The organism is Candidatus Melainabacteria bacterium (assembly GCA_016193285.1).
Taxonomy (GTDB): domain Bacteria; phylum Cyanobacteriota; class Vampirovibrionia; order 2-02-FULL-35-15; family 2-02-FULL-35-15; genus JACPSL01.
In genome coordinates this window covers 72,497-97,491 of record JACPSL010000038.1, presented here as the reverse complement: position 1 = coordinate 97,491, position 24,995 = coordinate 72,497, and the positions used below count along the sequence as shown (strand labels likewise).

The 24,995-nt window shown below is 32.4% G+C and carries 24 protein-coding genes; 14 read left to right on the top strand and 10 right to left on the bottom strand.

The window, feature by feature from the left end:
* Window positions 1-12 precede the first annotated feature (12 nt).
* The 3 genes from truB to HYY52_08595 are packed head-to-tail and all read left to right on the top strand — an operon-like array spanning window position 13 to window position 1,948.
* Window positions 13-873 (top strand): tRNA pseudouridine(55) synthase TruB, encoded by an 861-nt coding sequence (gene truB, locus HYY52_08605; GenBank protein MBI2996746.1) that lies wholly within the window; start codon window positions 13-15, stop codon window positions 871-873.
* Complete coding sequence (locus tag HYY52_08600; protein MBI2996745.1) at window positions 870-1,442, top strand: CPBP family intramembrane metalloprotease; 573 nt, start codon at window positions 870-872, stop codon at window positions 1,440-1,442. Before truB ends, HYY52_08600 begins: the two co-directional genes overlap by 4 nt.
* A gap of 14 nt (window positions 1,443-1,456) precedes the next feature.
* Window positions 1,457-1,948 (top strand): hypothetical protein, encoded by a 492-nt coding sequence (locus tag HYY52_08595; protein ID MBI2996744.1) that lies wholly within the window; start codon window positions 1,457-1,459, stop codon window positions 1,946-1,948.
* 212 nt (window positions 1,949-2,160) lie between these two features.
* On the opposite strand, the gene HYY52_08590 is transcribed toward HYY52_08595, so the two are convergent.
* Both HYY52_08590 and HYY52_08585 read right to left on the bottom strand, forming a co-directional pair.
* Window positions 2,161-2,352 (bottom strand): hypothetical protein, encoded by a 192-nt coding sequence (locus HYY52_08590; GenBank protein ID MBI2996743.1) that lies wholly within the window; start codon window positions 2,350-2,352, stop codon window positions 2,161-2,163.
* 71 nt (window positions 2,353-2,423) lie between these two features.
* Window positions 2,424-2,612, bottom strand: a complete 189-nt coding sequence (locus HYY52_08585; GenBank protein MBI2996742.1) for a DUF4277 domain-containing protein — start codon at window positions 2,610-2,612, stop codon at window positions 2,424-2,426.
* Between the two features lie 86 nt (window positions 2,613-2,698).
* Between HYY52_08585 and HYY52_08580 the strand changes: the two genes are divergently transcribed.
* Complete coding sequence (locus HYY52_08580) at window positions 2,699-3,757, top strand: hypothetical protein (protein ID MBI2996741.1); 1,059 nt, start codon at window positions 2,699-2,701, stop codon at window positions 3,755-3,757.
* On the opposite strand, the gene HYY52_08575 is transcribed toward HYY52_08580, so the two are convergent.
* On the bottom strand, window positions 3,750-4,976 hold the full coding sequence (locus tag HYY52_08575) for a patatin-like phospholipase family protein (GenBank protein MBI2996740.1): 1,227 nt from the start codon (window positions 4,974-4,976) through the stop codon (window positions 3,750-3,752). The two genes, HYY52_08580 and HYY52_08575, sit on opposite strands and share 8 nt — an antisense overlap.
* A gap of 72 nt (window positions 4,977-5,048) precedes the next feature.
* On the opposite strand from HYY52_08575, the gene HYY52_08570 reads away from it, so the two are divergent.
* Complete coding sequence (locus tag HYY52_08570) at window positions 5,049-6,386, top strand: 3-isopropylmalate dehydratase large subunit (protein ID MBI2996739.1); 1,338 nt, start codon at window positions 5,049-5,051, stop codon at window positions 6,384-6,386.
* A 32-nt stretch (window positions 6,387-6,418) separates the two neighbouring features.
* On the opposite strand, the gene HYY52_08565 is transcribed toward HYY52_08570, so the two are convergent.
* Window positions 6,419-7,564, bottom strand: coding sequence for an ATP-binding protein (locus tag HYY52_08565; GenBank protein ID MBI2996738.1), 1,146 nt, complete (start codon window positions 7,562-7,564; stop codon window positions 6,419-6,421).
* A 76-nt stretch (window positions 7,565-7,640) separates the two neighbouring features.
* Between HYY52_08565 and leuD the strand changes: the two genes are divergently transcribed.
* A complete protein-coding gene (gene leuD, locus HYY52_08560; GenBank protein ID MBI2996737.1) occupies window positions 7,641-8,225 on the top strand; it encodes a 3-isopropylmalate dehydratase small subunit in 585 nt (194 codons plus the stop codon).
* Here the strand turns inward: leuD and HYY52_08555 are convergent.
* Window positions 8,113-9,663: a hypothetical protein gene (locus HYY52_08555; GenBank protein MBI2996736.1), complete on the bottom strand. Its 1,551-nt coding sequence runs from the start codon at window positions 9,661-9,663 to the stop codon at window positions 8,113-8,115. The genes leuD and HYY52_08555 overlap by 113 nt on opposite strands.
* A 17-nt stretch (window positions 9,664-9,680) precedes the next feature.
* Here HYY52_08555 and mtnW point away from each other — a divergent pair, with 17 nt between their 5' ends.
* From mtnW to mtnB, 3 genes are all read left to right on the top strand, one after another.
* Window positions 9,681-10,787 carry a 2,3-diketo-5-methylthiopentyl-1-phosphate enolase gene (gene mtnW, locus HYY52_08550; protein ID MBI2996735.1) on the top strand — a complete coding sequence of 369 codons (1,107 nt, stop codon included), beginning with the start codon at window positions 9,681-9,683 and terminating at the stop codon, window positions 10,785-10,787.
* Window positions 10,784-11,452 carry an MtnX-like HAD-IB family phosphatase gene (locus HYY52_08545; protein ID MBI2996734.1) on the top strand — a complete coding sequence of 223 codons (669 nt, stop codon included), beginning with the start codon at window positions 10,784-10,786 and terminating at the stop codon, window positions 11,450-11,452. Before mtnW ends, HYY52_08545 begins: the two co-directional genes overlap by 4 nt.
* 62 nt (window positions 11,453-11,514) lie before the next feature.
* Window positions 11,515-12,087 carry a methylthioribulose 1-phosphate dehydratase gene (gene mtnB / locus HYY52_08540; GenBank protein ID MBI2996733.1) on the top strand — a complete coding sequence of 191 codons (573 nt, stop codon included), beginning with the start codon at window positions 11,515-11,517 and terminating at the stop codon, window positions 12,085-12,087.
* On the opposite strand, the gene HYY52_08535 is transcribed toward mtnB, so the two are convergent.
* Window positions 12,064-13,041, bottom strand: a complete 978-nt coding sequence (locus HYY52_08535; GenBank protein MBI2996732.1) for an arginase family protein — start codon at window positions 13,039-13,041, stop codon at window positions 12,064-12,066. The two genes, mtnB and HYY52_08535, sit on opposite strands and share 24 nt — an antisense overlap.
* Window positions 13,038-13,526, bottom strand: coding sequence for a YqeG family HAD IIIA-type phosphatase (locus tag HYY52_08530; protein MBI2996731.1), 489 nt, complete (start codon window positions 13,524-13,526; stop codon window positions 13,038-13,040). The genes HYY52_08535 and HYY52_08530 overlap by 4 nt, the downstream gene beginning before the upstream one ends.
* Before the next feature lie 47 nt (window positions 13,527-13,573).
* On the opposite strand from HYY52_08530, the gene murJ reads away from it, so the two are divergent.
* Window positions 13,574-15,157, top strand: a complete 1,584-nt coding sequence (murJ, locus tag HYY52_08525; GenBank protein MBI2996730.1) for a murein biosynthesis integral membrane protein MurJ — start codon at window positions 13,574-13,576, stop codon at window positions 15,155-15,157.
* Here murJ and HYY52_08520 read toward each other — a convergent pair.
* Window positions 15,141-16,208 (bottom strand): hypothetical protein, encoded by a 1,068-nt coding sequence (locus HYY52_08520; protein MBI2996729.1) that lies wholly within the window; start codon window positions 16,206-16,208, stop codon window positions 15,141-15,143. The two genes, murJ and HYY52_08520, sit on opposite strands and share 17 nt — an antisense overlap.
* A gap of 127 nt (window positions 16,209-16,335) precedes the next feature.
* Window positions 16,336-17,616, bottom strand: coding sequence for a serine--tRNA ligase (serS, locus tag HYY52_08515; protein ID MBI2996728.1), 1,281 nt, complete (start codon window positions 17,614-17,616; stop codon window positions 16,336-16,338).
* Window positions 17,617-17,670: 54 nt separating this feature from the next.
* Between serS and HYY52_08510 the strand changes: the two genes are divergently transcribed.
* The 4 genes from HYY52_08510 to HYY52_08495 all read left to right on the top strand — a co-directional run bounded on the left by HYY52_08510 (window position 17,671) and on the right by HYY52_08495 (window position 21,358).
* A complete protein-coding gene (locus tag HYY52_08510; protein ID MBI2996727.1) occupies window positions 17,671-18,042 on the top strand; it encodes a hypothetical protein in 372 nt (123 codons plus the stop codon).
* 66 nt (window positions 18,043-18,108) lie between these two features.
* Window positions 18,109-18,885: an ABC transporter permease gene (locus HYY52_08505; GenBank protein MBI2996726.1), complete on the top strand. Its 777-nt coding sequence runs from the start codon at window positions 18,109-18,111 to the stop codon at window positions 18,883-18,885.
* 15 nt (window positions 18,886-18,900) lie between these two features.
* A complete protein-coding gene (locus HYY52_08500) occupies window positions 18,901-20,556 on the top strand; it encodes an NAD+ synthase (GenBank protein MBI2996725.1) in 1,656 nt (551 codons plus the stop codon).
* 1 nt (window position 20,557) lies between these two features.
* Window positions 20,558-21,358, top strand: a complete 801-nt coding sequence (locus tag HYY52_08495) for a menaquinone biosynthesis protein (GenBank protein MBI2996724.1) — start codon at window positions 20,558-20,560, stop codon at window positions 21,356-21,358.
* Here HYY52_08495 and HYY52_08490 read toward each other — a convergent pair.
* A complete protein-coding gene (locus HYY52_08490; protein MBI2996723.1) occupies window positions 21,329-24,664 on the bottom strand; it encodes a hypothetical protein in 3,336 nt (1,111 codons plus the stop codon). The two genes, HYY52_08495 and HYY52_08490, sit on opposite strands and share 30 nt — an antisense overlap.
* Window positions 24,665-24,995: the final 331 nt, after the last annotated feature.

Here is a 24,995-nt window from a genome sequence, read left to right as displayed (position 1 = left end):
GGTTTCTTAAATATTAATAAACCTGTTGGTTGCACATCACATGATGTTGTTGCAATGTTACGTAAGTCTCTTAGTATAAAAAAAATTGGTCATAGCGGGACCCTAGATCCATTTGCTAGCGGTGTTGTAGTAATTGGAATAAATGAAGCAACAAAACTTTTTAAGTTCCTTCCAAACGATAAAGTTTATCTTGCTGAAGTAACTTTTGGATTAAGTACAGATACTGATGACATAACTGGAAATGTTTTAAAAACAAGTGACTTTATACCAACTTTAGAGATGGTTACTAAAGAAATAAAAAACTTTATAGGAAAAATAAAACAAAAGCCGCCTATATATTCTGCTATTAAAATTGATGGGTGTAGGGCATATGACCTTGCAAGAGAAAAAAAAATCACATTAGACGACATTGAAGAAAAAGAGGTGGAGATTTATTCAATAGAAATTGTTTCATTTGTAAAAAATAAAATCAAATTAAAAATACATTGTTCTAATGGAACATACATCCGATCTTTTGCAAGAGATCTAGGAAAACAATTAAATACATACGCTACATTGTCTAGTCTTGTAAGAACAAAGGTTGGCAAATGTTTTTTATTTAATAAAAGCATAAACCCAAAATCCGTGAATGTTTCAAATGTGGTTAATTATCTCATATCTCCATTGTTGGTTTTAAATTTTCCCCACATATATTTAAATTCCAAACAAATTGATGATGTTTGTCATGGCAAATCAATAAAGGTTGATTTATTAAACAATGTAGAAACACTGCATGCAATGTCTCTACTGGATAACAATAATAAATTGATTGCTATTGGTTCATTGACAAAAGGTTGTATTATTAAACCTCAAAAGGTATTTATTAAAAAATGAATTACAAAAGAGAAAAGGTACTTTGGTCAGCCATAACTCCTCAAATGGTTATTTTACTTATCTCAATAGTTTGGATTTGGGTTTTACCAAAAAGTAATCCTATTCGTTATTTCAACTTTAGTACCAAAGTAATCTTAGAAGGTGCTTTGACTGGTGTGTGTTTGTCATTAGCTGGGTATTTGGTTTATAAACTAGCTGGAAAAATAAAAAGGTTTTCTGTACTTACAGAATTATTTGATGAAGTATTGTCTCCTGTTTTTAAGGATCTAATGTTAATTGATTTTTTACTTTTATCCTTAACATCAAGCTTCTGTGAAGAAATTCTTTTTAGAGGATTATTACTTCCAAGTATTGGAATTATTTTATCCAGCGTAGCTTTCGGGTTATTACATCTTCCAGGAATGAAATACTGGTTTTATGCTGTTTGGGCAACTTGCTCTGGTCTTTTACTTGGATGGTTATTTATTTTTTCTGGTTCACTTTGGCTTCCAATTACTGCCCATGCAGTAAACAATTTTATTGGGCTTGTTTTATTAAAGAATTTACAAAAGAAAAAGAAAAAATTATAATTAAAAGGATTCCAATGTCACTTACAGTTAGACTAGAAAAAGTTAATCAATTTTTACAAGCTATACAGAGCCACTATCCTAACGTAGCTGAAGTTGTTGATCCAAATGAACTTAGAAAAGTTACTGAGTCTTCATTAGCTGGTGATGACATTGAGGTAAGAAATTGTGTTACTCCTCAACCTCCAGCTTGGGAAAGAGTAGATCCAGATCAACTATTTAAAGACTGTGCAAGATATAATCTGGCCTTCAGCTTTTACCATGCCCTTGAATCAATTCTTGGAACAGGAATTAATAAAACAATAAGAGGAGTAAATGATCTTAAAGGGGTTGTTCGCATTGTGTTAGAAACTAGTCCAGATCATGTTAGTGGAGCTATGTTAAATAAAGATTATTTTTTAGCAATTAAAAAAATACTTACTGACATTTTAAGTAAGGCACTTGAACTAGATCAGGGTGAATTGGATAAATTTTATAGTGTTGTACTTGAGTATAAAAACAGAGCGTGAATAGAAATAGATTTTAGGATTTCTACTTCTTTTATTCTTGCTGGAACGTGAGTTATGAACTTAACATCAGCCTTATTTATCTCTTTTACATTTATTTCTGAATAAAGAGCTGAATCTGCTACATAGTAAATCTCCTCTTGATTAAGTTTTATCTCTTTCTTTAGATTTTTAAGTACTTCTCTAAAATGAGTTTGGTCTGATTTATTACCAGGTCAACTCCTTGCCAAGAGTGGTATGCCGCCATCGTTTAAAACAAGCAATGAAATTAAATATTGTTTTGAGTTTTGTACTCCATCTTTAGGTCTTCCATATGTTATTAATACTTCTTGTCCTCCATCTTCATTTTCATACTCTCCACTTACACTCATGACGGTAGTATCTAAATGTTGAAACTTCTTGTTCACTTTAAATATTTCTGACCAGTGAAATGCAATCTTAGAAAACAAACTGTCACAACCTGTTTCATAAAGTTTATCTAAAGTTCTACCAAGTTTATCATCGCAAGAACACATTCACCAGTAGTAAGTTTTTCTCTTACATCTCGTTTAATTTCTTTATCAATAATTTCAACTATTCCTAATTCTCTACATGTAGCTGCTACTAAACCATGATGGTCTAAGGATTTCGTAGTAAGTTGTGCTTCATCTAATAATGCCTCAGCCAAAAGATTGAATCTTAAATATAACAATTAGCAAAACATGTAGAAACATTATAACTAATATTTGTTTCATTAACAACTGTGTTAAATTAATGATTGTGTTAAACAATAATTTTTGCTTGAGAAATTACTTTGTTGGAATCTTGTTTTTCCTTACTATCTTTTTTGCACCTTCAATAAACATAGCTTATGCCGAAGAACCAAAAGTTCTTAATTATGATAAACAAAATAAAACTATAAAGGTCAAAATTGAAGGCAAGGAATATACATTAGATGTGCCAATTGAAGAAGCAAATGTAGAACAAGAAATTTCACAGGATACTAGTTTACAAGGAAAAGTAAAAAAGAAAAAATATGCACGTGGTCCTGCTACAACAACTGTTGGTCCAAGACTTTATAACATTCCTACCGATAATCTTTTACAAAGAAATGGTTTTGCATTTGATTTTACTCACAGGTTTACAGGGCCAATTGATGAAAGCACTGCAAATGATTTATATGGATTAGATACTTTTGCCCGCGCCAGTATTGGACTTTATTATGGAATTACAAACAATATTGAAGCACATGCATTTAGATCCAGCTTAACTGATGCTTCTGAGTTTGGTTTAAAGTATCAAATTTTTAAAGAAGCCAGAAACTTTGGTGAAGGAGCACCATTTGGATTAACTTTATCCAGTGGATTCCAAAACGACAACATTCAAAACTCAATTGACTTTTATGTACAGCCAATTATATCTAAAGTAATTATTCCAAGCTGGATGAAAGTTTATGTAGCACCTACTTGGGCAGATAAATCTGCAACAATTGGAATGGCAAATTCTTTATCAGCATCATTTTTTACTTTTACTGATCCAAAAAGCAGAGGATATAAAAGAAGCAGTGGAACATTTGCACTACCTATTGGTGCTGCATTACAAATATGGCCTAACAAGCTTTCCATATTTGGAGAATATACACCAGTGTTAAGTGGTTATAGAGAAGTAAAAAATGGATGGGCATTTGGTTTGCAGATTTTATCAAAACTTGAAACGCATGTCTGGACTATTGGGATTTCTAATGTACCGTATTCTACTTTTGGCCAATTTATAGTAGGCGGGCCATCTAATAACTTACATTTTGGATTTAATATTGCAGCAAAAATTAAATAAGTAGTCTATCGATTATTCTTATATTCTTTTTTAATTTTTGATCCCAAATTGTAGAATTTATCTTTTCTAATCCATCTTTATAACCTAAATCAATAAGTGCTTTTGCATAATAAGGATTAAAAAAGAAATAACTTAACAAGTCACCTCGTAAATGTCCTTTTAAATTTCCAAGTTTAAAAAGCCAGTCAAGTGTACGAAAATTTTTTCTTGTGTCTGGATACTTGTCCCAGATTTCTTCTGCTATTTCACTCATTGGTTTACTTGGTGTTACAAACAAATCAGGAATAATTTTCCATGGTTTAGAACCTCTTTTCATCCTTTGTTCATTTATTCTTTGAAGAAGTAATGGATCATCAATTGCTTCTAAAATTTCATTTACCATGTTTAGTCTTTGAGTGTCAAATCTTATATGATCAAGAAAAAGTGCATTTAATAATTTACCAACATTTTGAAGTAGTCCAGGCTTTTCAGTATCAGTGCTAAATTTTTCTTCTGTAAAATGCATTCCTATAATAACCAAAGCATCTGCTCCTAAGATAAGTGCTGGTGATAAAGGAGTGTTTTGTCTAACGCCACCATCACAAAACCAGTCCTCATGCTCAATACTGTGATCTTTAAACTTTATAAACTCTGATTTAAAAAATATTGGAATTGAGGTAGAAGCTAGCGCATGTGTGGATGTAATTTGGTCAGGGACAAATCTTGTGTGGGAAGCTGTAGATATCACATTTATACAGTTTAGATCGTGTGATTCATAAAACACTACTGATCGCCCGCTCGTTACAGATGTTGCTGTAACTGTCAGAGCATATATTAATTCATCTGTAATGTTCTTCCTGATTTGATCCCAATTGATCTCGTTATCTAAAATCCTTTTTAATGGTGAATTGTCAAGTAGTCCTTGAAAGTCTTGAGTACCTAATCTAAGAGATCCTAGAAAAGATCTCAAACCAACATGAGCCCAGTTTTCCAGAAAAACATGATCTCTTTTTAAAGTTAACCAATAGTGTTCTAATCCTTCCACAATTTGTTCAACAGGTAAGTGAACCAATGAACTTAAAAAACAAGCATTAACAGAACCTACGCTAGTTCCACAAATAATTTTAAAGCCACCAATTTTTTGGATCTCAGGCAAAAGAGCTTTCAATACACCTACCTCATATGCACCACGTGCAGCACCACCTGATAAAACCAATGCAATTTTTTTATTAGGAGTCATAGTAGATCCTTACCCAAAATGAATCCACTTATATCTTACATTAGGTTATAATTTAATTGAAGATAATAAAAAATGAAATCAGTATTTGAGAAAGTTTGGGATTCACATATTGTAGAAAAGCTACTAGGAGATAATTATCTGGTTTTTATGGACCAAATTGTTGCTCATGAAATTACAACTCCACAAGGAGCTATAGAAATTGATGAAAATTTTAGTGGGAAATTATATAACCCAAAAAGAATCATCGCAATTAATGATCATGTCTCACCAGCTAAAGATACAGATACAGCAATTCAAGCTAAAGTCCTGAGAGACTGGGCTAAAAAACATAATGTAAAAATATTTGATATTGGCAACAACGGCATTTGTCATGTTGTTGCGCCAGAACGTGGCTATGTTCAGCCAGGGATGACACTTTGCTGTGGAGATAGTCATACAGGAACTAATGGAGCATTTGGTGCATTTGCACTTGGAATTGGAACTACTGCTCAAGCAGGTGCAATGTTAGCTCAATGTTTAATTTTAAATAAGCCAAAAACTTTTAGAGTCTTGATTAATGGAAAAATTTCTTCTTATGTTTATGCAAAAGATGTAATTCTTGAAATTATTGGAAAAATTACCTTTCGTGGCGCAACTGGGTATGTGCTTGAATATGCAGGGTCATTGGTTGAAGCAATGTCAATGGAAGAAAGAATGACTATGTGCAATATGTCTATTGAAGCAGGAGCTACAAGTGGCATGATAAGTCCAGATCAAATTACAGTAGATTATTTATGGGGTAAAGAAATTATTATAAAAGATAAAAATGAGTTTGAGAAATTAAAAATTAAATGGTTAAGTTTTGCTTCTGATAAAAATGCAAAATATGATAAAGAAATCTCTCTTGATGTGACAAGTCTAAAACCAAAAGTTACATGGGGTACAAATCCAGGAGAAGTAATTGATATTGATGGTGAAATCCCACAAGATGCAGATGAAAAATCACTTGAATACATGGGATTAAAAAAAGGACAAAAACTTTACAAACTTCCAATAGATCAAGCTTTCATTGGTTCATGTACAAACTCCAGGATTTCAGATCTCCGTGAAGCAGCAAAGATTCTAAAAGGTAAAAAAGTTTCAATTCCAACAATCATTACTCCAGGATCTCAAGCAGTAAAAAGGCAAGCTGAAAAAGAAGGATTACATGATATTTTCCAAGATGCTGGTGCACTTTGGACACATTCTTCTTGTGGACCATGTCTTGGAATGTCAATGGGAGTAGTTCCACCACAGTCTCGATGTATCTCATCTACAAATCGTAATTTCCCTGGCCGCATGGGAGCAGGCTCACGTGCACACTTAGCAAGTCCAGCAGTGGTAGCTGCATCTGCAATAGCTGGAGTTATAACGCATCCAAAGGAAATTTAAAGAATGCTCATCAAAGGAAAAATTTTATTAATCTAGATCAGATCTTTTAAGTTTTTTAATGCCCTTTCTATAGGTAAAACCTTAATTCCATCATGATATTCTTCTCTCTCTCCACAGTAAAGCAAAATGAGTTTTGCCTCCTTGTAATCCTTACTAAAAGCCTTCAAACCACTTAAATCATTTGGATGAATTTTTCCTTTTTTCTTTACTTCTATTGCAATAAATCCTTTTGGACCATACAAAACAAAATCAACTTCTACACCATGGCTTGTTCGCCAGTAGTAAATTTTATAGCTCTGTTCAAGATATTCATTAAAAGCAATTAACTCTTGCAGTACTAATGTTTCTAATGAAATACCAAAGAGTCCTGATTCATTGTCATATAAACCTACAGGTCTTACAGCCCTAAAAATTCCAACATCAAAAAAATAAAACTTTGGATGTGCAATAAGCCTTCTTTTTGCCCTTTTTGTAAAAACAGGAATTCTATAAGCAATAAGCATATCCTCAAGTAAATCAAAGTAATCTTCAACTGTTTTTTGTTTTACACTTGCTTCCCTTGAAATACTGCTCATATTTAATACTGAGCCTTGAGAGAAACTTGCAGTTTCTAGGAACCTTGAAAATGTTCCAAGATTACGACTGAAACCTTCTTGCTTAATTTCTTCCTTTAAATAAGTTTTTACATATGACTCTAAATATTTTTCAGGATCTAAATCCGGATCATCATAAATCTTTGGAAGATTTCCGTATTTAATGGATTTTTTTAAATTAAAATCCCTTCCTAGCTCATAAGCAGTTAGAGGATACATCTTATAGACAAGTGCTCTTCCTGCAAGTAAGTTTGTACTTTTTCTTTTGAGCTTTCTTGCACTTGATCCGGTAAGAATAAATTTTATTTTCTTACTTTCAATTAGCCTATGTACTTCATCCAACAATGTGGGAATTTTTTGTATTTCATCAATTACAACAAAATCCTTGTGGTTTTCAGGTATTATTTTTTCAAGCCTGTATGGATGTGCCTCAAGTTCATAGCTTACTTTTACATCAAGAAGGTCAATTACAAAAGCACTCTTTAAATAATGCTTTATCCAGTAACTTTTACCAGTACCTCTTGCGCCAAATAAAAAAAAGCTGTGTTTTCCATCAAATGGCTTTTTGAGCAACCTAGGATACATAACTCTATTTTACACATATTTTTAGAGATTCAAACTCTAAATTACACATTGTAAATATGGGTGCTATTATTATATTATGCAAGTTTCTGGCAGAATCTTACCACTTGATAGATCTAATATTGATACTGATCAAATTATTCCAGCTCGTCATTTAACTGGAATTACAAAGTCTGGCTATGGAGTACATTTATTAGAAGATGTTCCTCATACAACAATTAATGATCCAAAATACAAAGATGCTGTAATTTTACTTGCAAGAGAAAATTTTGGTTGTGGTTCTTCAAGGGAACATGCTGTCTGGGCAATTATGGACAGAGGTTTTAAAGCAGTTATTGCAATTAGCTTTGCAAGAATATTTGAGGAGAATTGTTATAACAATGGTCTTGTACCTGTTAAATTAAAGCAAGAAGAAGTAGAAAAATTATTTAAAGAAAATGAATGTGAAATAGATGTCGTAAATCAAACTGTAGAGACGCCCCGATGGGGCGTCTCTTTCAATTTAGATCCATTAAAAAAAGAATTTATCTTAAAAGGTGGTTTTTTGAAATTCATGGAAAGTAAGATTGAGAAGGTAAAAGAGTGGGAGAAACAGGTTCGCCCGTTGAAATATCCACCACAATTGGATCATGATCAGATAACTTTCCAAATGCTTGATTTATAGTTTGAAGAGTTCTTCCAAAATGAGGAGCATATGCATAAGAACCTTGCTTATCATTTGGGTTTGTTAAGTTTAATGGTTTTACAAATATCCAGTCAAGCTTGTACTTTGCTATGCCAAAATGCCTCTGAAGCTCAAAGGTTGGTTTAAATCCTTTTAGTTCTCTTTCATTTGAATTACTTAAAAAACCACTAAAACCTGTGTAAGTTTTATTAGCTATTCCTCTAATATCAAAAGCTCCACTATCGTTAAACCTAAATTCTTTTAATAAGTCAAAAAGTTTTCTTTCCTTATTTGGTAAAAGTAATGGAATGTTTTTTGTGGTTGGATCTTTAAAATGTCTAAAAGCATTTGCTGTATCTAAGACAAGATTCTGTATAAAAGTAATTGGAGTTAAAGACAATATTGCTTGTGTTGCAACGTATTCTGGATCTTTTACTCTTTTTAAAACCTCTTTCTTAATTGAAACAGGACTTGTATCTGTTCCTGTTGTATTTAAGTCACCAGCTAAGATTAGAGGATTTTTAACATTTCTAAGTCTCTTTAATAAGAAATCAAACTGAATATATCTGCAGCTTGGAATACACCTGTTTTCAAGATGAGTACCAACTATAGTTATTTTCTGACCATTTGGTAAAAGCAAATCAACAGCTAAAGCCATCCTTCCACCATGACGAAGTTCTGTTAGGACTTTTTCTGAAAATATTTTTTCAGCAGTTCCTCGTCTAAGATGTTCTAAGGCTGATAACTTGTTTGACTCTTCAACATACCAGTTATAACAATCTGGAAGTCTTATAATTTTTGCATTTAAAATTGGATACTTTGAAAGAATTGCAGTACCATGCAACCCTAAAAATTTATCTTTTTCAATGTTGTCAAGCTGTTTTAGCGTTTCTTCTTCTAGATAAACTCTTTCTTCTTTTGTAAACTTTTTTAAGCCAAGTTGATAAGGATCCACTTCAATAAATTCTGTCCCAAAAGCATAACCCATCTTAAAAGCATCTGCAATTTTTTTTACTATGTTTTCATATTTCGTTCTTGGTAAACCAATATCTACTTCGTTTAAAACAATTACACTTGCTTCTAAAAAATCCTTTAACTGCTCGAGTAGTTCCGGATTTGTTTTATAATCAAGTGAATATTCTGGAATTTGAATAATTCTATCTACATTAAAACCACGTTCAATGTTCCAGGAAGCTACTCTAAAAAACTCACCGAATCTTAGATCTGTTAGAAAGCTAGTTTGAAGATTTAGTGGCTGTTGAATAACTGGAGTAGTAAGCTGTTTTTCTAATTTTTCCTTTAATAAACCAGCTGGCTTTAATGTTTTGCTTAATTCAGTTAAGTCATCGTAACTTAAGAATGCTGCTTGTGCTAGTTGAGATTTTGTAAAAAAGAAAAATAAGAGTAAAATAATAAAAATGAATCTGGCTCTAACCATAGTTTTAATTTTAAAATATGACAAAAGATACTATTAACGTTATATATACAGTAAAAAATGATGGCCGTGATGTTAAAAATCTAGCTCAAAGCATTGCCACAGGACAAACAATTGGAATATCTAAAAGTACAAACCTACAAGTTTCTAAACATTTAGCTGAAGTTATAGCAATTGAAGAACAAACATATACATCAAGAATTAAAATCGCATTCCCAATTGAAAATTTTGGTTCTGACTTAGGAGCCTTATTAACTGCAATATATGGAAAAATTAGTCTTGCTGGGAAAATAAAACTTGAAGATATAGAATTTACCTCTAAATATTTACAAGGGTTTAAAGGCCCAAAAGTTGGAATTTCAGGGATAAGAGAAATCTTAAATAAAAAAGATAAACCACTCCTTATGAGTATTTTTAAGCCATGTCTTGGTTTAGGAGCTGAAGAATTAGGAAATATGTTTTTCCTACAAGCTGAAGCTAGATTTGATCTTGTTAAGGATGACGAGATTTTATACGGCAAAGATTTCAATCAAACTTTAAAAAGACTTGAAGCTTGCTTAAAAGCAAAAGAAAAAGCAAATGCTAAAACAATTTATGCAATTAATTTAACTGGTCAAGCAAATGAAATTTTAGATCGCGGAGTCCAGCTAGAAAAAAATGGTGCAAATTGTATCTTACTTAACTATGTCTCACATGGTTTACCACTGCTTTTTTCACTTAGACAAGTTGTATCAATTCCAATTATGGCTCATCCAGCATTTGCAGGTTCTATGTGCTTAAGTACTAATTCTGGACTTAGCGAACAACTTTTACTTGGTAAACTACCAAGAATTGCAGGTGCAGATTTTGTTTTATTTCCTAGCCCATATGGCTCACTTGCCTGGGAAAAAAGCATTGTAAAAGATATTCAGAATTCATTGACTTGTTCAATGGAAAGTATCAGACCAGCATGGCCAGTGCCATCAGCAGGAATTAAAGCAAACATGATAAAAGATATTGTTAAAGATTTTGGAGAAGATATAGTTATTAACGCTGGCACTGCTGTTTGGGAGCATAAAGATGGTGGCAGTGCTGGTGCAAAAGAGTTTGTAAGTGAAGTTAAAAATTTATATATAACATCAAGATGAAAAAACTAGTTATCTTCTTAGATTTTGATGGCACTATTACTGAAAAAGATGTAATAGTGATGATTATGGAAAAGTTTGCACCACCTGAATGGGTTCAAATAAAAGATAAAATTCTATACGAAAGGACAATTACACTAAAAGATGGAGTTGAAAAATTATTTGGTCTAATCGAGAGTAAAAAGAAAAATGAAATTATAGAATACATTAAAAAAAATGCAAGGTTACGTAAAGGATTTAAAGATTTTTTAGATTTTTGTAGATTTGAAAATATTCAGTGTTATGTCATTAGTGGAGGACTTGATTTTCATATAGAACCAATACTTAATGGTGTTATTGATAGTCCTAAATTAATTTGTAATAAAGCAAACTTTAACTTTGAGAGAATTAAAATCGACTACAAATATTTACCTAAAAATTGTAACGCCTGTGGGAAATGCGGATGTTGTAAGATAGAGTTTATTGAAAACTTTCCAAAAGAAAAATACTTCAGAATATTAATCGGGGATAGCTTGACAGATCTTGAAGCATCTAAAGTAGTAGACTTGGTTTTTGCAAGAGGTGATTTGATAAAATATCTGGAGCAAGAAGATACTTCATACATTCCTTTTTCAAACTTTCATGAGGTAAAAGAACAATTACAACAGAAACTTTTACAAAAGATTTAAAAGTAGAAGAAGCAAAAGCAGAGCTAATTAAGGTTAGTAAAAGCTTTTACAATCGTGGTTGGATGCTTGGTACCTCTGGGAATCTTTCAATTTTAATTGAAGAAGACCCACTCCGATTTTTAATAACTGCAAGTGGAAAAGACAAAGGTGAACTAACTGAAGATGATTTTTTGCTTGTGAACGAGGATGGGCAACCACAAGGGATTGCCTCTACAAAACCTTCTGCTGAAACTCTTCTGCATAGTACTATTTACAAACACACACATGCAAAAGCAGTGTTTCATGTGCATACAACAAACTCAACGTTATTGTCAAATTGTACATTAGAAGGGCAGGATAAATCCTGCTCCTACATTTCCTTGTCGGGATTAGAAATGTTAAAAGGCCTTGGTTTTAAAACACACGATGTAAAAATAAATATTCCAGTTATTGAAAATTCACAAGACATGAAGTATTTAGCAAGCATTATTCCAAGTTATATAAATGAAGAGGTTTCAGGACTCCTTTTAAAAGGGCATGGCATTTATGCTTGGGGGAAGTCACCACAAGAAGCTAAAAGACACGTAGAGATTTTTGAGTTTTTATTTGAGTATAGAATAAAGGAGTTAAGCTTAAACTTTTATATTCCTTTTTAATCTCGATAAATTATTAAACAAATTTCCTCCGAAAGAAGTAGTAATCAATTGAATTGCCCAATCTACTGTTTGTCCTTTTAAATGTTTCCTTTCTAATCTCGGTGCTACTTCCATAATTTCAAATCCTGCTAACCTATTTGCTAACCTTATTCTTTTATTTATAGCTCTTGCAATTACAAGTCCTTCCCTTAAAGTAAGCTGGGAATCTCCACTAGTTCCTGTTCCAGTAATATTCATTGAATCTATATCCCATGCAATATAAATATATTTCACCCTCTTTAGTAAATAATTTAATGCCCCATCAACTATTTTATTTATTCCTCTATCGTCAATGTCTTCCATTGAATACCATTTTGTATTTGGTTTAATACAACTCTTTTCACCAATTCCGATTTGAACAAAGTTTTCTGGTCTTATTTTTGGTACATGTGGAGTTATTGCTAATAATTTTTGAAAATCTGGATGTAGATCATATTTTCTATCTGCAGTTGCTACAGAAACTGGCATTCCATGAGCTCTCCACGATGGAGTATTTTTAGGCGAATGAGCATCAAAATGCCTATCAATCCACAACACACCAACATTTTTTGTAGTGGCAGGTTTGAAACCTGCCACTACGCCAGAAATTGTCCCAATTGCAAGACTGTGATCGCCACCAATTGTTAACGGAATAAATCCATTTTTAATTTCACTTCTTACCGTGCTTGCAAGCCATTTGTTTATTTTTACTACTGCATCTATGTTTTTAATTTTGTTCTTGGGGTTTAATTGTTTGTGCGTAGAGACGTGATTAATCACGTCTCTACCAGGTTTAATAATTTTTACATTGAAACCTAACTCTTTAAGATCTTCTACCAAATGATTTTCCATTAAAGCTTTTGGTCCATTACAAGCAGCATTATTTGGACCACCAACCCCAAACGGTGCAAGAATTATTGAGATATTTTTTTTCATCTTTTCACAAAAGACCACTCTAATTTACGTAGGAGATATTTCCATTTAGGTTCTATATGTGCAGTTAATGCTCTAACTAAAACAGTTTTAAATCCATATTTTTGTCCTAACCAAATATCTGTCAATGGACGATCTCCAATAATTGCAATTTTATCATTTGGCAAATTTAAAATGTCAAGTGCTTCTTTTACACCATTAGACCATGGTTTCTTTGCAAAACCAATTACTGGTAGTTCTAACATTTGTCTGACAGCTTCTAAATAAAATGCTTTTTTATTGTTTGTTAAAACTACAATTTTAAAATTTTTTTTCATTACATCCAGCCAATATTTAACTGGCAAATCTAACTTTGCAGACTTTGGAGCCATGATTGTATTATCCAAATCTAATATTAATCCTTCAATATTTAATTTCTTTAGTTCATTTATGCTGACTTTAGTTACATCATCATTGTAAATTAACGTAGGTTTTAAAAATGGAACCATTTATTTCTATTTATACTCTAACTCCTTGATTATAATTCATTTATCTTATGTCAAATCAAAAACTTTTTAAAATTGTTGGCTTAGTTGGATTAATTACTATCATCAGTAAGATTTTTGGATTACTTAGAGATTTAGTAATTGCAAAATTTTATGGTACATCAATAACTGCGGATGCATATAACTTTGCTTACTTGTTAACTGGAAATTTTTTAATTTTACTTGGTGGACTTGGTGGACCTTTTCATTCAGCTACAATTACTACTCTTACAAAAATAAAAGATAATGCTAAAGAATCAGGTAGCTTTCTTATAAAAATTCTGACAAGCACTTTTATAGTTTTATTTTTCTTGACCTTGCTTATCTTAAAATTTAAGACTAACATTGTTCATTTAATTGTGCCAGCAACTGGCTTAGATCCTTCTTACAAAGAAAAATTATGGTATTTAACTGGTTTACAGCTTGAAATCATGTCACCACTTATAATAATTTCAGGTTTACTTGGAATTTTTTGTGGTGTTTCAAATACTTATGGAAAGTACTTTTGGCCATCCTTTAGTCCTGTTCTTCCAAGCATAGCTATAATACTTTTTGTTTTATATTACAACAATCCAGCTATTGGAATAGCTCTTGGAATTGGAACATTAATTGGTGCTGTACTACAACTTCTTGTTCAGCTCCCTGATTTATTTAAAGCTGGTGTGTATGAAAACTTAAAGTTTGAACTTGTAAAAAATCAAAAAGTAGTTAGTGATTTTTATCATTTCTTAGGACCTGCAATTCTCAGTACAACAATTGGGCAAGTTACAGTTTATATAGATAGTTTCTTTTGTTCAGGATTACAAGAAGGGAGCTGGACTGCAACTGTTTTTGCAAATAGATTAATTCAACTTCCACTTGGTGTTTTACTTACATCTTTCTTAGTACCTTTCTTTCCGAGATTCTCAGAACTAGCACACAGTCACAATATTGCCAAGCTTAAAGAAACATCAATTGTAGTAATTAAATCTCTCTGGTTTTTAACACTACCAATTGCAGTTTACTTATTTTTATTTTCAAAACCAATTGTTGAAATAATTTTTGAAAGAGGTGCGTTTGATGAAAGATCTACTATGCTTACAAGCAGCATATTAATTGCACTCTTACTTTCAATGATTGCTTATGTTGCTCGTGACACATTAACAAGGGTATTTTACTCATTAGGAGATTCAAGGATTCCTTTACTTGTAGCAATATGTTCAATAATACTAAAAATATTTTTAAATGCATTACTGGTAAAAAAATACCAGGCTCCTGGAATTGCCTTTGCAACTTCTTTAATTACTTTATTTAATTTCTTATTACTTGGAGTACTACTTAGAAAAAAAATTGGTTGTCTTGGATGGACAAGACATTTAAGATCGCTTATAAAAATATCAACTGTTACACTTGTAATGTACTTATTTGGTTTTTTATTTTTAAGTGTATTCCCGCTACATCTTGAAAAGTATGACTTTTTCTCAAAATTAATTTTAATTTCTACAAGTCTTGGTACATGCTTCTTACTTTATTTCGGACTTGCCCTTACCCTTAGAATAGAAGAAGCTATAAAAATTTTTAAAGAAATAAGAAAGAAATTTATGCAATCGCAGTAAAACCACCATCTTTAACATCTTCAGGTTTAGATTCCTTTTGAGAAGAAGTATCAGTCGACAATCTACTTACATCTTCTTTATAAGCTAAAGCTACACTTTGTATAGAAGCTAGAAGTCCCTTAAGCTCTTCTCCATTTTTATTATCCACAATAAGTGATTTAACTGAATGTATAATGCTTTCAACTTTATGAGGCAAATTAACATCTACTAAGGGCTTATTAATTTTTGAAGCAACATTAACAGAAGGCACTTGAAGAATTTTTGCAACTACTGGTCCTAACATAGCTCTTGCCTGGCTTATTTGCCTAGAAAACATACCTAACATTCTTGTAGCAACATTTGTTCGTTTTTCTAGTCCTATTTCTTTTGCCATTAACATTTCCTTTTCTTCTTGTTCTATAAGTCTTCGTTCTTCTACTCTTTTTGTTTCTGCTTTACTTGCATGTAACGCTGTTTCTTCTTTCAACACTTCTAACCTTTGTTCTTTTTCTGTCTTTGCTTGTCCTTTTTTTGTTGCTATTTGTGCTTCTTTCCCTGTTTTTACTTTTGCTGCTATTCCTTGTTGTCGTTTTTCTTCTTCTCTTGCTTCTTCTAATCTTTCTTCTTCTTCTCTTCTTGCTTCTAATCTTTCTTCTTCTTCTCTTGCTTCTTCTCTTGCTTCTTCTAATCTTGCTTCTTCTCTTGCTTCTTCTAATCTTTTTTCTTCTTCTTCCCTTTCTATGCTTGCTGCTGCTTCTTCTTCCCTTTCTATTCTTGCTCTTTCCTCTTCTTCAGTAGGCGTAAAATAATCTATTAGCCAATCCAACAAGTTTTGGTCATCTGTTTCATCTGTTTCTTCTGTACTTTCTTTTGCTTCATTCTCATTATAACCAGTAGTTACAAACATATCTTGCTTATCAGTTGTACTTGCGGGTCCATTACTTCTAAAAGGAAGAGAAATTTCACTAGAAGACTCTGGTACCATTTGTTCTGATTGTTGAATCTCTTTAGATTGGCCAAATTGGCCATTTGGGTTTTCTGTACCATTAATCATAGATTTAAGATCTATCATATATTTTTTTTGAGGTGCCTCCAAAAATAAAAGAATCTAAAAAAAGTCTAATTAAAGATTTACATACTATTGTTAAGAGGGTGTTAAATTTGTGCTGTCTAATAAATATTTTTAGGTTATCATCAAGTTAAACTTGATTATTTACTTCTTTTACCTCATCTAAATAACACTGCAAAACCTTCGGTATCAGTATTGTTTCTTTTTCAGTTTGATAATTTTCTAATATTGCAGCTAGTGTCCTTCCAATTGCAAGCCCTGAGCCATTTATAGTGTGGGCAAACTGGGGTTTTTCTTTTGGATTTGATTTGTACTTTATATTAATTCTCCTTGCTTGAAATGATCCAAAATTAGAACAACTGCTAATTTCACGATATATTTTTTGAGTAGGAAACCAGACTTCAAGGTCATAGCACTTCATAGCAGAAAAACCAGTATCAGCACTACAAAGCAATATTTTTCTATAAGGCAGCTCTAACTTTTGTAAAATTTCTTCTGCATCCTTTGTAAGTTCTTCATGTTCCTTGTTACTTGTTTCAGCGCTTGTAATTTTTACAAGCTCTACTTTATTAAATTGATGTTGTCGAATGATCCCACGTGTATCTTTACTAGCTGCTCCAGCTTCTTTTCTAAAGCAGGGTGTATAAGCACAATATTTTAGTGGCAACTCGTCAAATGGAATAACTTCATCTTTATGTAAGCTAGTGATTGGTACTTCTGCTGTTGGAACAAGATATAAAAGCTCGTTTTCACATTTATAAAAATCCCCTTCAAATTTTGGCAATTGTCCTGTTCCAATCATTGCATCCTTATTTACTAAAATTGGAGGAAACATTTCCTTGTACCCTTTACTAGTTGCATGATCAAGCATAAAGTTCATTAACGCTCTTTCAAGCTTTGCACCCATACTAGATAAAACAGTAAATCTTGAGTGAGCAATTTTTACTCCTCTTTCAAAATCTAAAATACCTGACTTAGTCCCAATTTCCCAATGTGGCCTTATCCAATTTTCATTTCTCGGGTTTCCCCACCTTAATATTTCCTTATTTTTTGTCTCATCTTCTCCTTCAGGCACCTCATCAGCAACTATATTTGGAAGCCACAATACTTTTTCAGAAAGCTTAAAATTTAAATCCATTTCTTCTTTTTCAATTCCAGATAAATTATTTCCAATACTTATACTTTCTTTTTTTAATACTTCAATCTTTTCAGGTTTATCTTTAGAACGGCCTATTTGGACAGCAATTTCATTTTTTTTCTTACGTAATCCATCTGCTTTTGTTTGTATTTCTCTTTTTTTTTGATCTAAAGCAATGATTTCGTCTATAAGGATTACAAGTTTCTTATCCCTCTTGCTTAATTTTTCTTTATAGAAATCTGGTCTAGCTCGTAAATCTCTTAAATCATGCATGAGTTTATTCTAGCGTATCTCGTATAAAAATAAGGTTTATAATAAATAATTACTATGAAGAATATTTTTATCATGCTGATTGTTTTGATATTATCAAGCTACAGCTGTAGTTTCATTGACCCTGTTACAAAAGCTCAAAACCTGGCTACTAAAGGTCAGTTTGAAGGTGCAATTAAAATCTTAGAAAAGGAATATAAAAAAAATCACAACTCAGTATCAGTTAAATCACTTCTATCTCAAATATATTCTGACTATGGCTTAGCACTTTGCCAGGATGTAAATAAATCACCAAAAGTTAAATATACAAAAGCAAAAGAACAATTTGCTATGGCACTTACATTAAATCCTTATAACCAAGATGCAAAAGAAATGTACCAAACAATTGAAAAGATTCAAACTTCTTTTGAAACAAATAAAGTAGAATAGCTTGTGCACTTGATTTCCATATTAAGAAAAAAGAAAACTATTTTAGTTCCCTTGGTGTTTATGCTGATGCTTCTAATATTAGTGCTTTTCTCATATTTTGGTTTTAGCTTTGGGAAGTACTCATTTGAAACACAAGACCAGGATATGATATTAAAACCACCTTCTCTAGAACATCTCTTAGGAACAGATCAACTAGGAAGAGATTTACTTGCAAGATTAATTTACGGAGCGAGATTATCACTTCTTGTTGCTGTAATAACAGCCTTAATTGCTTTTCTTATTGGAGTTTCACTTGGTATTTACTCAGCAATGTCAGGAAATAAAATTGATTTTTTAATCACAAGAGGAATAGACATTTTTTATTCAATTCCTGATCTTTTAGTCTTAAGTATAATTGGATTAATCTTTAGTAGATCTACTACTGGTATTTTATTTGCAATTGGACTTATTAGCTGGATGGATATGGCTAGATTAACAAGAGGTGAAATTCTAAGACTTAAACAACAAGACTTTATACTCTCAGCTAAAGCTATAGGACTTGGTAATTTTAGAATTATTTTTAAACACATTCTTCCAAATATAATAAACTTAATTTTAGTTGTAATCACATTTACTATGCCAAGAGCAATAATTGCTGAATCAACTTTAAGTTTTCTTGGGCTTGGACTTTCTCCACCAAGATGTAGCTGGGGCACATTAGCTAGTGATGGCTGGCAGTTTTTAAATACAAACACAAATCTTATTTTATTTCCAAGTTTAATGATTATACTAACTGTTGTAAGCTTAAATGTCATTGGAGATTTTTTAGCTGAAATAAACCAATCAAGAAAAAGCTATATATGACGTAATATAGTAATCATGAAAATTGCTTTAGCACAAATTAATCCAACAATAGGTGATTTTGAGTATAACCTAAACAAGATTTTAAAAAATATTGATCAAGCATCTAAAAGAGACTCAGATTTAATTATTTTTTCAGAACTTGCTTTATGTGGTTATCCACCAAAAGACCTTTTACTAAAAAAACAATTTATTGAAGACAATAAAAAATATTTAAATACATTAGCCCAACAAATTAAATCAACAATTACTATAATTACAGGCTTTGTGGAAGAAAACCAAGATCGAGGGAAAAACCTGTTTGATTCTCTTGCAGTAATTAAAGATAAAAAAATAATCTGCACAAGACAAAAAGTTTTACTGCCAACATATGATGTTTTTGATGAAGACAGATATTTTGAATCTGGCAAGACTATTAAATGTGTTGAATTACTTAATAAAAAAATTGGGCTGTCAATCTGTGAAGATGTATGGCATGATGATTTAAGCTGGACAAAACCTAGATATCATATTGATCCAATAAGCATACTTGCAAAACAAAAGATTGATTTTTTAATAAACTCTTCTGCTTCACCTTATTTTATTGGCAAACCAAAATTAAGAGAAGATATCTTAAAAAAATGTGCAAAGAAACATAAGATCCCTCTTATTTATGTAAACCAGGTTGGCGGAAATGATGAACTTATATTCGATGGCAACTCATGTGTAATTAATCAAGATGGAAATGTATGCTTAAGATTAAAATCTTTTAAAGAAGATTTACAAATGTTTGAGTTTCACAGCAATCAAATTATTGTAAGTAGAGACACTCCGATGGAGTGTCTCTACAATGATATGGACGAATTATTACAAGCAATTACATGTGGTTTACGTGACTACACAATAAAATGTGGTTTTAAAAAAGTTATTATTGGTTTATCAGGCGGAATTGATTCAGCCTTAGTTACAACTATAGCTACCATGACACTGGGGAAGGAAAATGTTCAAGCAATTTTTATGCCATCAAGATACACTTCCCGTGCAAGTTATAAAGATTCTAAAGATTTAGCTAATAACTTAGGAATTGAATTAAAAATAGTTTCAATAGAAGAACCTTTTAAAGCATTTTTAGGTTTACTTAATTCATCTTCTAATCATAACCATACAGAAGAAAACATACAAGCAAGGATTAGAGGTTTAATCTTAATGGCACTTTCAAATCAAAATGGATCTCTTGTACTGTCTACAGGGAATAAAAGTGAACTTGCTGTAGGTTACTGTACATTATATGGCGACATGTGTGGAGGACTTGGGGTAATTTCAGATTTGCCAAAGACATTAGTTTATAAACTGGCACAATATATAAATAGAAAAGAAAATAAAGAAGTTATTCCTATAAGTACAATCACAAAAGCTCCAACAGCTGAATTAAAACCAAATCAAAAAGATCAAGATGCCTTACCACCATATGATATCTTAGATAAAATTTTAAATTCATATGTTGAAGAACATCTTCCATTAAAAGAAATGATAAAGAATGGTATACCAGAAGAAACTATTCAAAAAGTTTGTAATATGATAGATATAAGTGAGTACAAAAGATATCAAGCTGCTCCTGGATTAAAGTTAACAAGCAGGTCATTTGGTCATGGATGGAGGATGCCAATTGCACAACGATACAGAGAACAAATTTAATTTGCGATTAGGACAGGTTGATTTTATTAATTGTTTGCCTGTTAATCTTCCTGTTGAATCAGGTGAGGTAAAAATAAACGCTGAAATCATTAAAGGTGTTCCAAGTGAGTTAAATCAGAAAATATTAACCAATGAAATTGACATTGCACCTGTTTCTTCTCTAACTTATATTGAAAACAAAGATAAATTAATTCCAATTGCCAATATGTGCATTGCTTCAGATGGTTCTAGCGACAGTGTTTTATTATTCTCAAGCTTTCCAATTGAAGAATTAGATGGAGCAAAGATTGCCACAACATATGCTTCAGCTACATCTAATAAACTTCTTGAAGTCTTATTAAAAGAATTTCTTAAGGTAAATGTTATATTCAAAATTGAAAAAGAACCATTAAATGAATTATCAAAGGAATATCCAGCTTGTCTTTTTATTGGTGACCATGCTCTTCTGGAATATTCAAAGATGCCAAGAAATATTTTTATTTATGATCTGGGTTCATTGTGGAAAAAGTATACAGGACTACCAATGGTGTTTGGTGTTTGGGTTGCAAGGAAAGAGGTTGTTGTAGGAGCAGGTCATGACCTGCCCTTAATTGTAGACAAATTACAACAAGCAAAAAACATTGGTTTAGGGATTATGTTTGATCTAGTCATAAAAAAAGCACAAGAAAAAGTTTTAATCTCAAAAGATTTTTATAATAGTTATTTTCAACACTTAAGTTATGAGCTTACAGATGAGTGTAAGAAAGGGCTAGAAGTTTTTGAAGGATACTGCTTACCCACAATGACTCCAGCCGCAACTTAAGCAAACTGGACCACTTTTACATGCAGGGTTCCCAAATGACTCATGAGTGAACTCTGAATGACAGCATGGACATTGGGTTTCATGACCGTGGGCTATCCAGTCCATTCTAGCTCGTACTGCATCATCAAGCAAAAGCATTTTTTCATCAAACTTTATTTCATGCTTTTTTTGAAAAGTTTGTTGTATTGCAACTTTTTTTTCTTCTTTTATTAGAATTTCTTCATTGCTACTGCAATTGCTTGTACCGTTCTTTTGAGTCTCATTAAAAAGTGACAGTTGATATTGACCTTTACAGGCCTCTTTTAAAACTTTGCCAATAGCATCTGGGATTGAACTTGCTTCAATACCAATAATCTTTGGTCCACCTTGAATATTTAGAAGTCCATTTGCAACATCTTCTGGTGGACAACCCCACTTAAGTGCTTTTGTTGCCATTCGACAAATTGCTTCAATCATACCAGAAGCAATCCCACCACCTCTCATAAGGTGGGCAAAAACCTGTCTTGGACCATTTTCATCAAAGTACACATGAACATGTACTGGTCCCTCTGGAGTTAAAACTTCTTCATTAAATCCATACAATCTTTTTGGTCTGATTCTAACCTTATTTTGATCTGATCTTAATTTCTGAGTCTCTAGTTCTTCATCTGGTGTAGTGCTTGCTGAAACTACTTTTAATTCACCTACAGGCAAGAACTTACTAAGCTTACTAATTTCTTGTGCTTTCTTTTCTTGCTGTTCAACAGGCTGACTAAGTCTTGTTCCATCAGGATAAAAAGTAATTGATTTTACACCAAGCTTATAACCCGTCATTGTAGCTTCCCATGCATATTGCCATGGTAAGTCACCTTTTATCATACAGGTATTTGAAAGTGCATTAAAACATTCTGGATATCCGCCTACCCCTTTCTGAATACTAGCTAAGTGAACAATATAGCTCATAGGATCAATTTCAGTATTAATTTTAAAGATCCTTTGAACATCTTCAGGAACTTCTTTTAAACCAGTAGCTTTTTTCCCATTTTTACTAATCTTGTTACAAAGTTCTTGCACTTCTTCTTCAGTTTTTGGCCATGCATTATGCTTTTTCATTGCTTCTTCAAAACCAGGCGCAGTAAACTTTACCCACGTATCTCTAACTTTCCTTGAAAAAACAATCCCATTAAATGGTTCTGGTCCCCAAGATGTCCCACAAAGCTGAGCCATTGTACCTGTAGGTTGCTGATTAATTATGCAACAATTTCTAACTTTCAGTCCTTTTTGTGCATAGGTACTGCCAGGCCAAATCTCATAGACCCCTCTTTCCTCTGCAAGTTTTTGACTGGCTCCAATAGAAGCTTTTGCTAAGTGATCATATAGTTTGGTTACAAGACTATTGGCTTCTTTAGTTCCAAACTCAAGCTCATGCCTGGCAATAAATTCTGCAACACCAGCAAAACCACTGCCACTCCTTCTTTCACGTCTTGCAGTTGAGTTTTGTGCTGAAATTGGGAAGTGGCTTACTGTTGTAACATCATCCATAAATTCAGTTACAATCTCTGCAAGCTCTTCAAGCTTTTCCCATAAATAAGTCTTACTTGCGCTCCAAAAATCTGCATGGGCAGCATGTAAGGTAGTTAGATTACAAATGCCTCTGTATTCAAGACCATCTTTACCAATCTGTGCAGGAAGATTTTGTTCACCACATGGATTACAAGTGCGAAGTTCATAAATGTGCTTGTTTGCATTTGCTGCCTCTACATGATCAGAAAATTGTATACCAGGTTCTCCACCATTTACCATTCCAATACAGATTCTTTTAAAAATATCAGGCGCGTAAAAACAATATGTTCTATCTTTTTTTACTTGGATTTGTCTTCCATCATCAGACTTCAGAACCTGTAACCCTTGTTTAATTGCATTACTTTCTGCTTCTGGGAGCTCGTTTAAGTTTATAGAATAAAGTTCAAAAAGAGGTTCTTTATTTAAGGGATTTACCCTTTGATTCCCAGTAGAGTCTAAAATTGGTTTTGTAAAATCATAAAGGTTACCTTTCCAAGGTTCATCTGCAAAAAAAGGCAGATACCATTCTTTATTTTCAACATGCTGCATAAAGTCACGCACAGCTCTTACAGAGACATTATAGTTTTTCAAGTACTGCTGCTTTGAATAATATTCAAATGATTCTCTACTAAACTGCTCAAGTGTCTTTTGCATGATATTAAGTTCTCTTTGTTTACAAGCAGTTTCATATTTTTTTGGATCAGAATATTCATTAGCATCAATTTTTGGTGTAGCTGCTTCAATCTTTTCATAAACATTAGGTAGGCTTGGTTCTTTGGGTAATTGCTTTTTATCAATAAACAAGGTTATGTCAGGATGGTCACTATCACGAAGTTCAATAAATGCACCTCCACGTCGACCACCTTGAGCAATTGATTGGCCAGCAGGACAGAAAAGTTTCTCTACAAAACGATCTGGACCAGATGCTGTGCTACCATCACTATTTGGTGTTTGCCATGGACGTAATGAGCTTGTATTTATTCCCATGCCCATTGAGCCTTTTGTAGCATCCATAATTTCTGCTGCTGCTTTTTCGATTTCTTCTAAGCTGTCACCTGCATTTGTAACACCACAAGCTGCAAGCCCACCTCTTCTTCTAATACGGCTTGCATAATAACCCATGGCTAGCTCATGCTTATTTGTTTCAACTACGTTAGGGTAAAAAAGTTTTTGTTGCTGACCATATGGATTACTTGCAACTGGACTTTTTATGTCAGAGAGCCATTTTTTAATTTTTTCTTTTTCAGATTTAGGAAGTCTTTCATACTTATGTCTAAGTTCATTTTCAGACATCCAAATTTTATGAGTTGACCAGTTTAAAATTTCTCCATGTGCTTCATACTGTAAAACATTGAGCGAAACTTCAGGGTTTGCATTTATGTTGCAAGGAGTATTTGCAAACATTTTTCTTTCACCCATTGCTTGATAATACTTAGCAGAATTAGTTAAAACAGCTTCATTTTCAAGAGCACGTTCAAGTGTAAGTGAAATAAGTTCATGAGATTTTAAAGCATACTTTAATCTTGCCATACCAACAGAGAGGGCAACCCGTCTCCATGTCTGGCTTATGGTTTCAATGGCATCACCTTTTTCATTTCTTCTGCTATATAGTTTTCTAACTACATCATGGACATTTTCTGGGAAATTAGGCCCGTAGTCAGTCGCCAAAATCTCTTTGGCTTTTTCCTTTGTCAGTTGAATAGATATTTGATTAGTTGATTGGTGTCCTTTATTTTGTGTTGAGCCTGCTGCTATTATTACCATTGCTTTATACCTCTTTAATTATTTAAATTATTTATGAACTTACAACCTCATATATAGTGTTGCCACAAAAACTAAAAATCTTTAGATAATCGCCATACAAAAAAGCTGAACCTATGCTAGTAAAGATATATGTTACTCTAAAAATTGTCTTTGTCATCTGTTTGTGATCTTTCCTTTACGTTTGTTTTTTTTGTTCACAAATGTCATAGGATTATTTAACCATGCAGCTTTCATGATACTAACTCTTACGACATCAAGGTTTCTTATGATTTTTTTTCTGTGGAAATTACAATAACCTTGATTTTATAATACCAGCCTAAAGTCTTTTAAC

Bases quoted from the DNA above. Each gene is read 5' to 3' on its own strand.
- HYY52_08575 (MBI2996740.1), bottom strand. From the start codon at position 4,976: ATGACTCCTAATAAAAAAATTGCATTGGTTTTATCAGGTGGTGCTGCA.
- leuD (MBI2996737.1), top strand. From the start codon at position 7,641: ATGCAAGTTTCTGGCAGAATCTTACCACTTGATAGATCTAATATTGAT.
- HYY52_08545 (MBI2996734.1), top strand. From the start codon at position 10,784: ATGAAAAAACTAGTTATCTTCTTAGATTTTGATGGCACTATTACTGAA.
- serS (MBI2996728.1), bottom strand. From the start codon at position 17,616: ATGCATGATTTAAGAGATTTACGAGCTAGACCAGATTTCTATAAAGAA.
- HYY52_08490 (MBI2996723.1), bottom strand. From the start codon at position 24,664: ATGGTAATAATAGCAGCAGGCTCAACACAAAATAAAGGACACCAATCA.
- HYY52_08505 (MBI2996726.1), top strand. From the start codon at position 18,109: ATGCTTCTAATATTAGTGCTTTTCTCATATTTTGGTTTTAGCTTTGGG.
- HYY52_08530 (MBI2996731.1), bottom strand. From the start codon at position 13,526: ATGGTTCCATTTTTAAAACCTACGTTAATTTACAATGATGATGTAACT.
- HYY52_08580 (MBI2996741.1), top strand. From the start codon at position 2,699: ATGATTGTGTTAAACAATAATTTTTGCTTGAGAAATTACTTTGTTGGA.
- HYY52_08565 (MBI2996738.1), bottom strand. From the start codon at position 7,564: ATGTATCCTAGGTTGCTCAAAAAGCCATTTGATGGAAAACACAGCTTT.
- HYY52_08500 (MBI2996725.1), top strand. From the start codon at position 18,901: ATGAAAATTGCTTTAGCACAAATTAATCCAACAATAGGTGATTTTGAG.
- mtnW (MBI2996735.1), top strand. From the start codon at position 9,681: ATGACAAAAGATACTATTAACGTTATATATACAGTAAAAAATGATGGC.
- HYY52_08595 (MBI2996744.1), top strand. From the start codon at position 1,457: ATGTCACTTACAGTTAGACTAGAAAAAGTTAATCAATTTTTACAAGCT.
- HYY52_08600 (MBI2996745.1), top strand. From the start codon at position 870: ATGAATTACAAAAGAGAAAAGGTACTTTGGTCAGCCATAACTCCTCAA.
- murJ (MBI2996730.1), top strand. From the start codon at position 13,574: ATGTCAAATCAAAAACTTTTTAAAATTGTTGGCTTAGTTGGATTAATT.
- HYY52_08535 (MBI2996732.1), bottom strand. From the start codon at position 13,041: ATGAAAAAAAATATCTCAATAATTCTTGCACCGTTTGGGGTTGGTGGT.
- HYY52_08510 (MBI2996727.1), top strand. From the start codon at position 17,671: ATGAAGAATATTTTTATCATGCTGATTGTTTTGATATTATCAAGCTAC.
- HYY52_08570 (MBI2996739.1), top strand. From the start codon at position 5,049: ATGAAATCAGTATTTGAGAAAGTTTGGGATTCACATATTGTAGAAAAG.
- HYY52_08555 (MBI2996736.1), bottom strand. From the start codon at position 9,663: ATGGTTAGAGCCAGATTCATTTTTATTATTTTACTCTTATTTTTCTTT.
- HYY52_08520 (MBI2996729.1), bottom strand. From the start codon at position 16,208: ATGATAGATCTTAAATCTATGATTAATGGTACAGAAAACCCAAATGGC.
- mtnB (MBI2996733.1), top strand. From the start codon at position 11,515: ATGCTTGGTACCTCTGGGAATCTTTCAATTTTAATTGAAGAAGACCCA.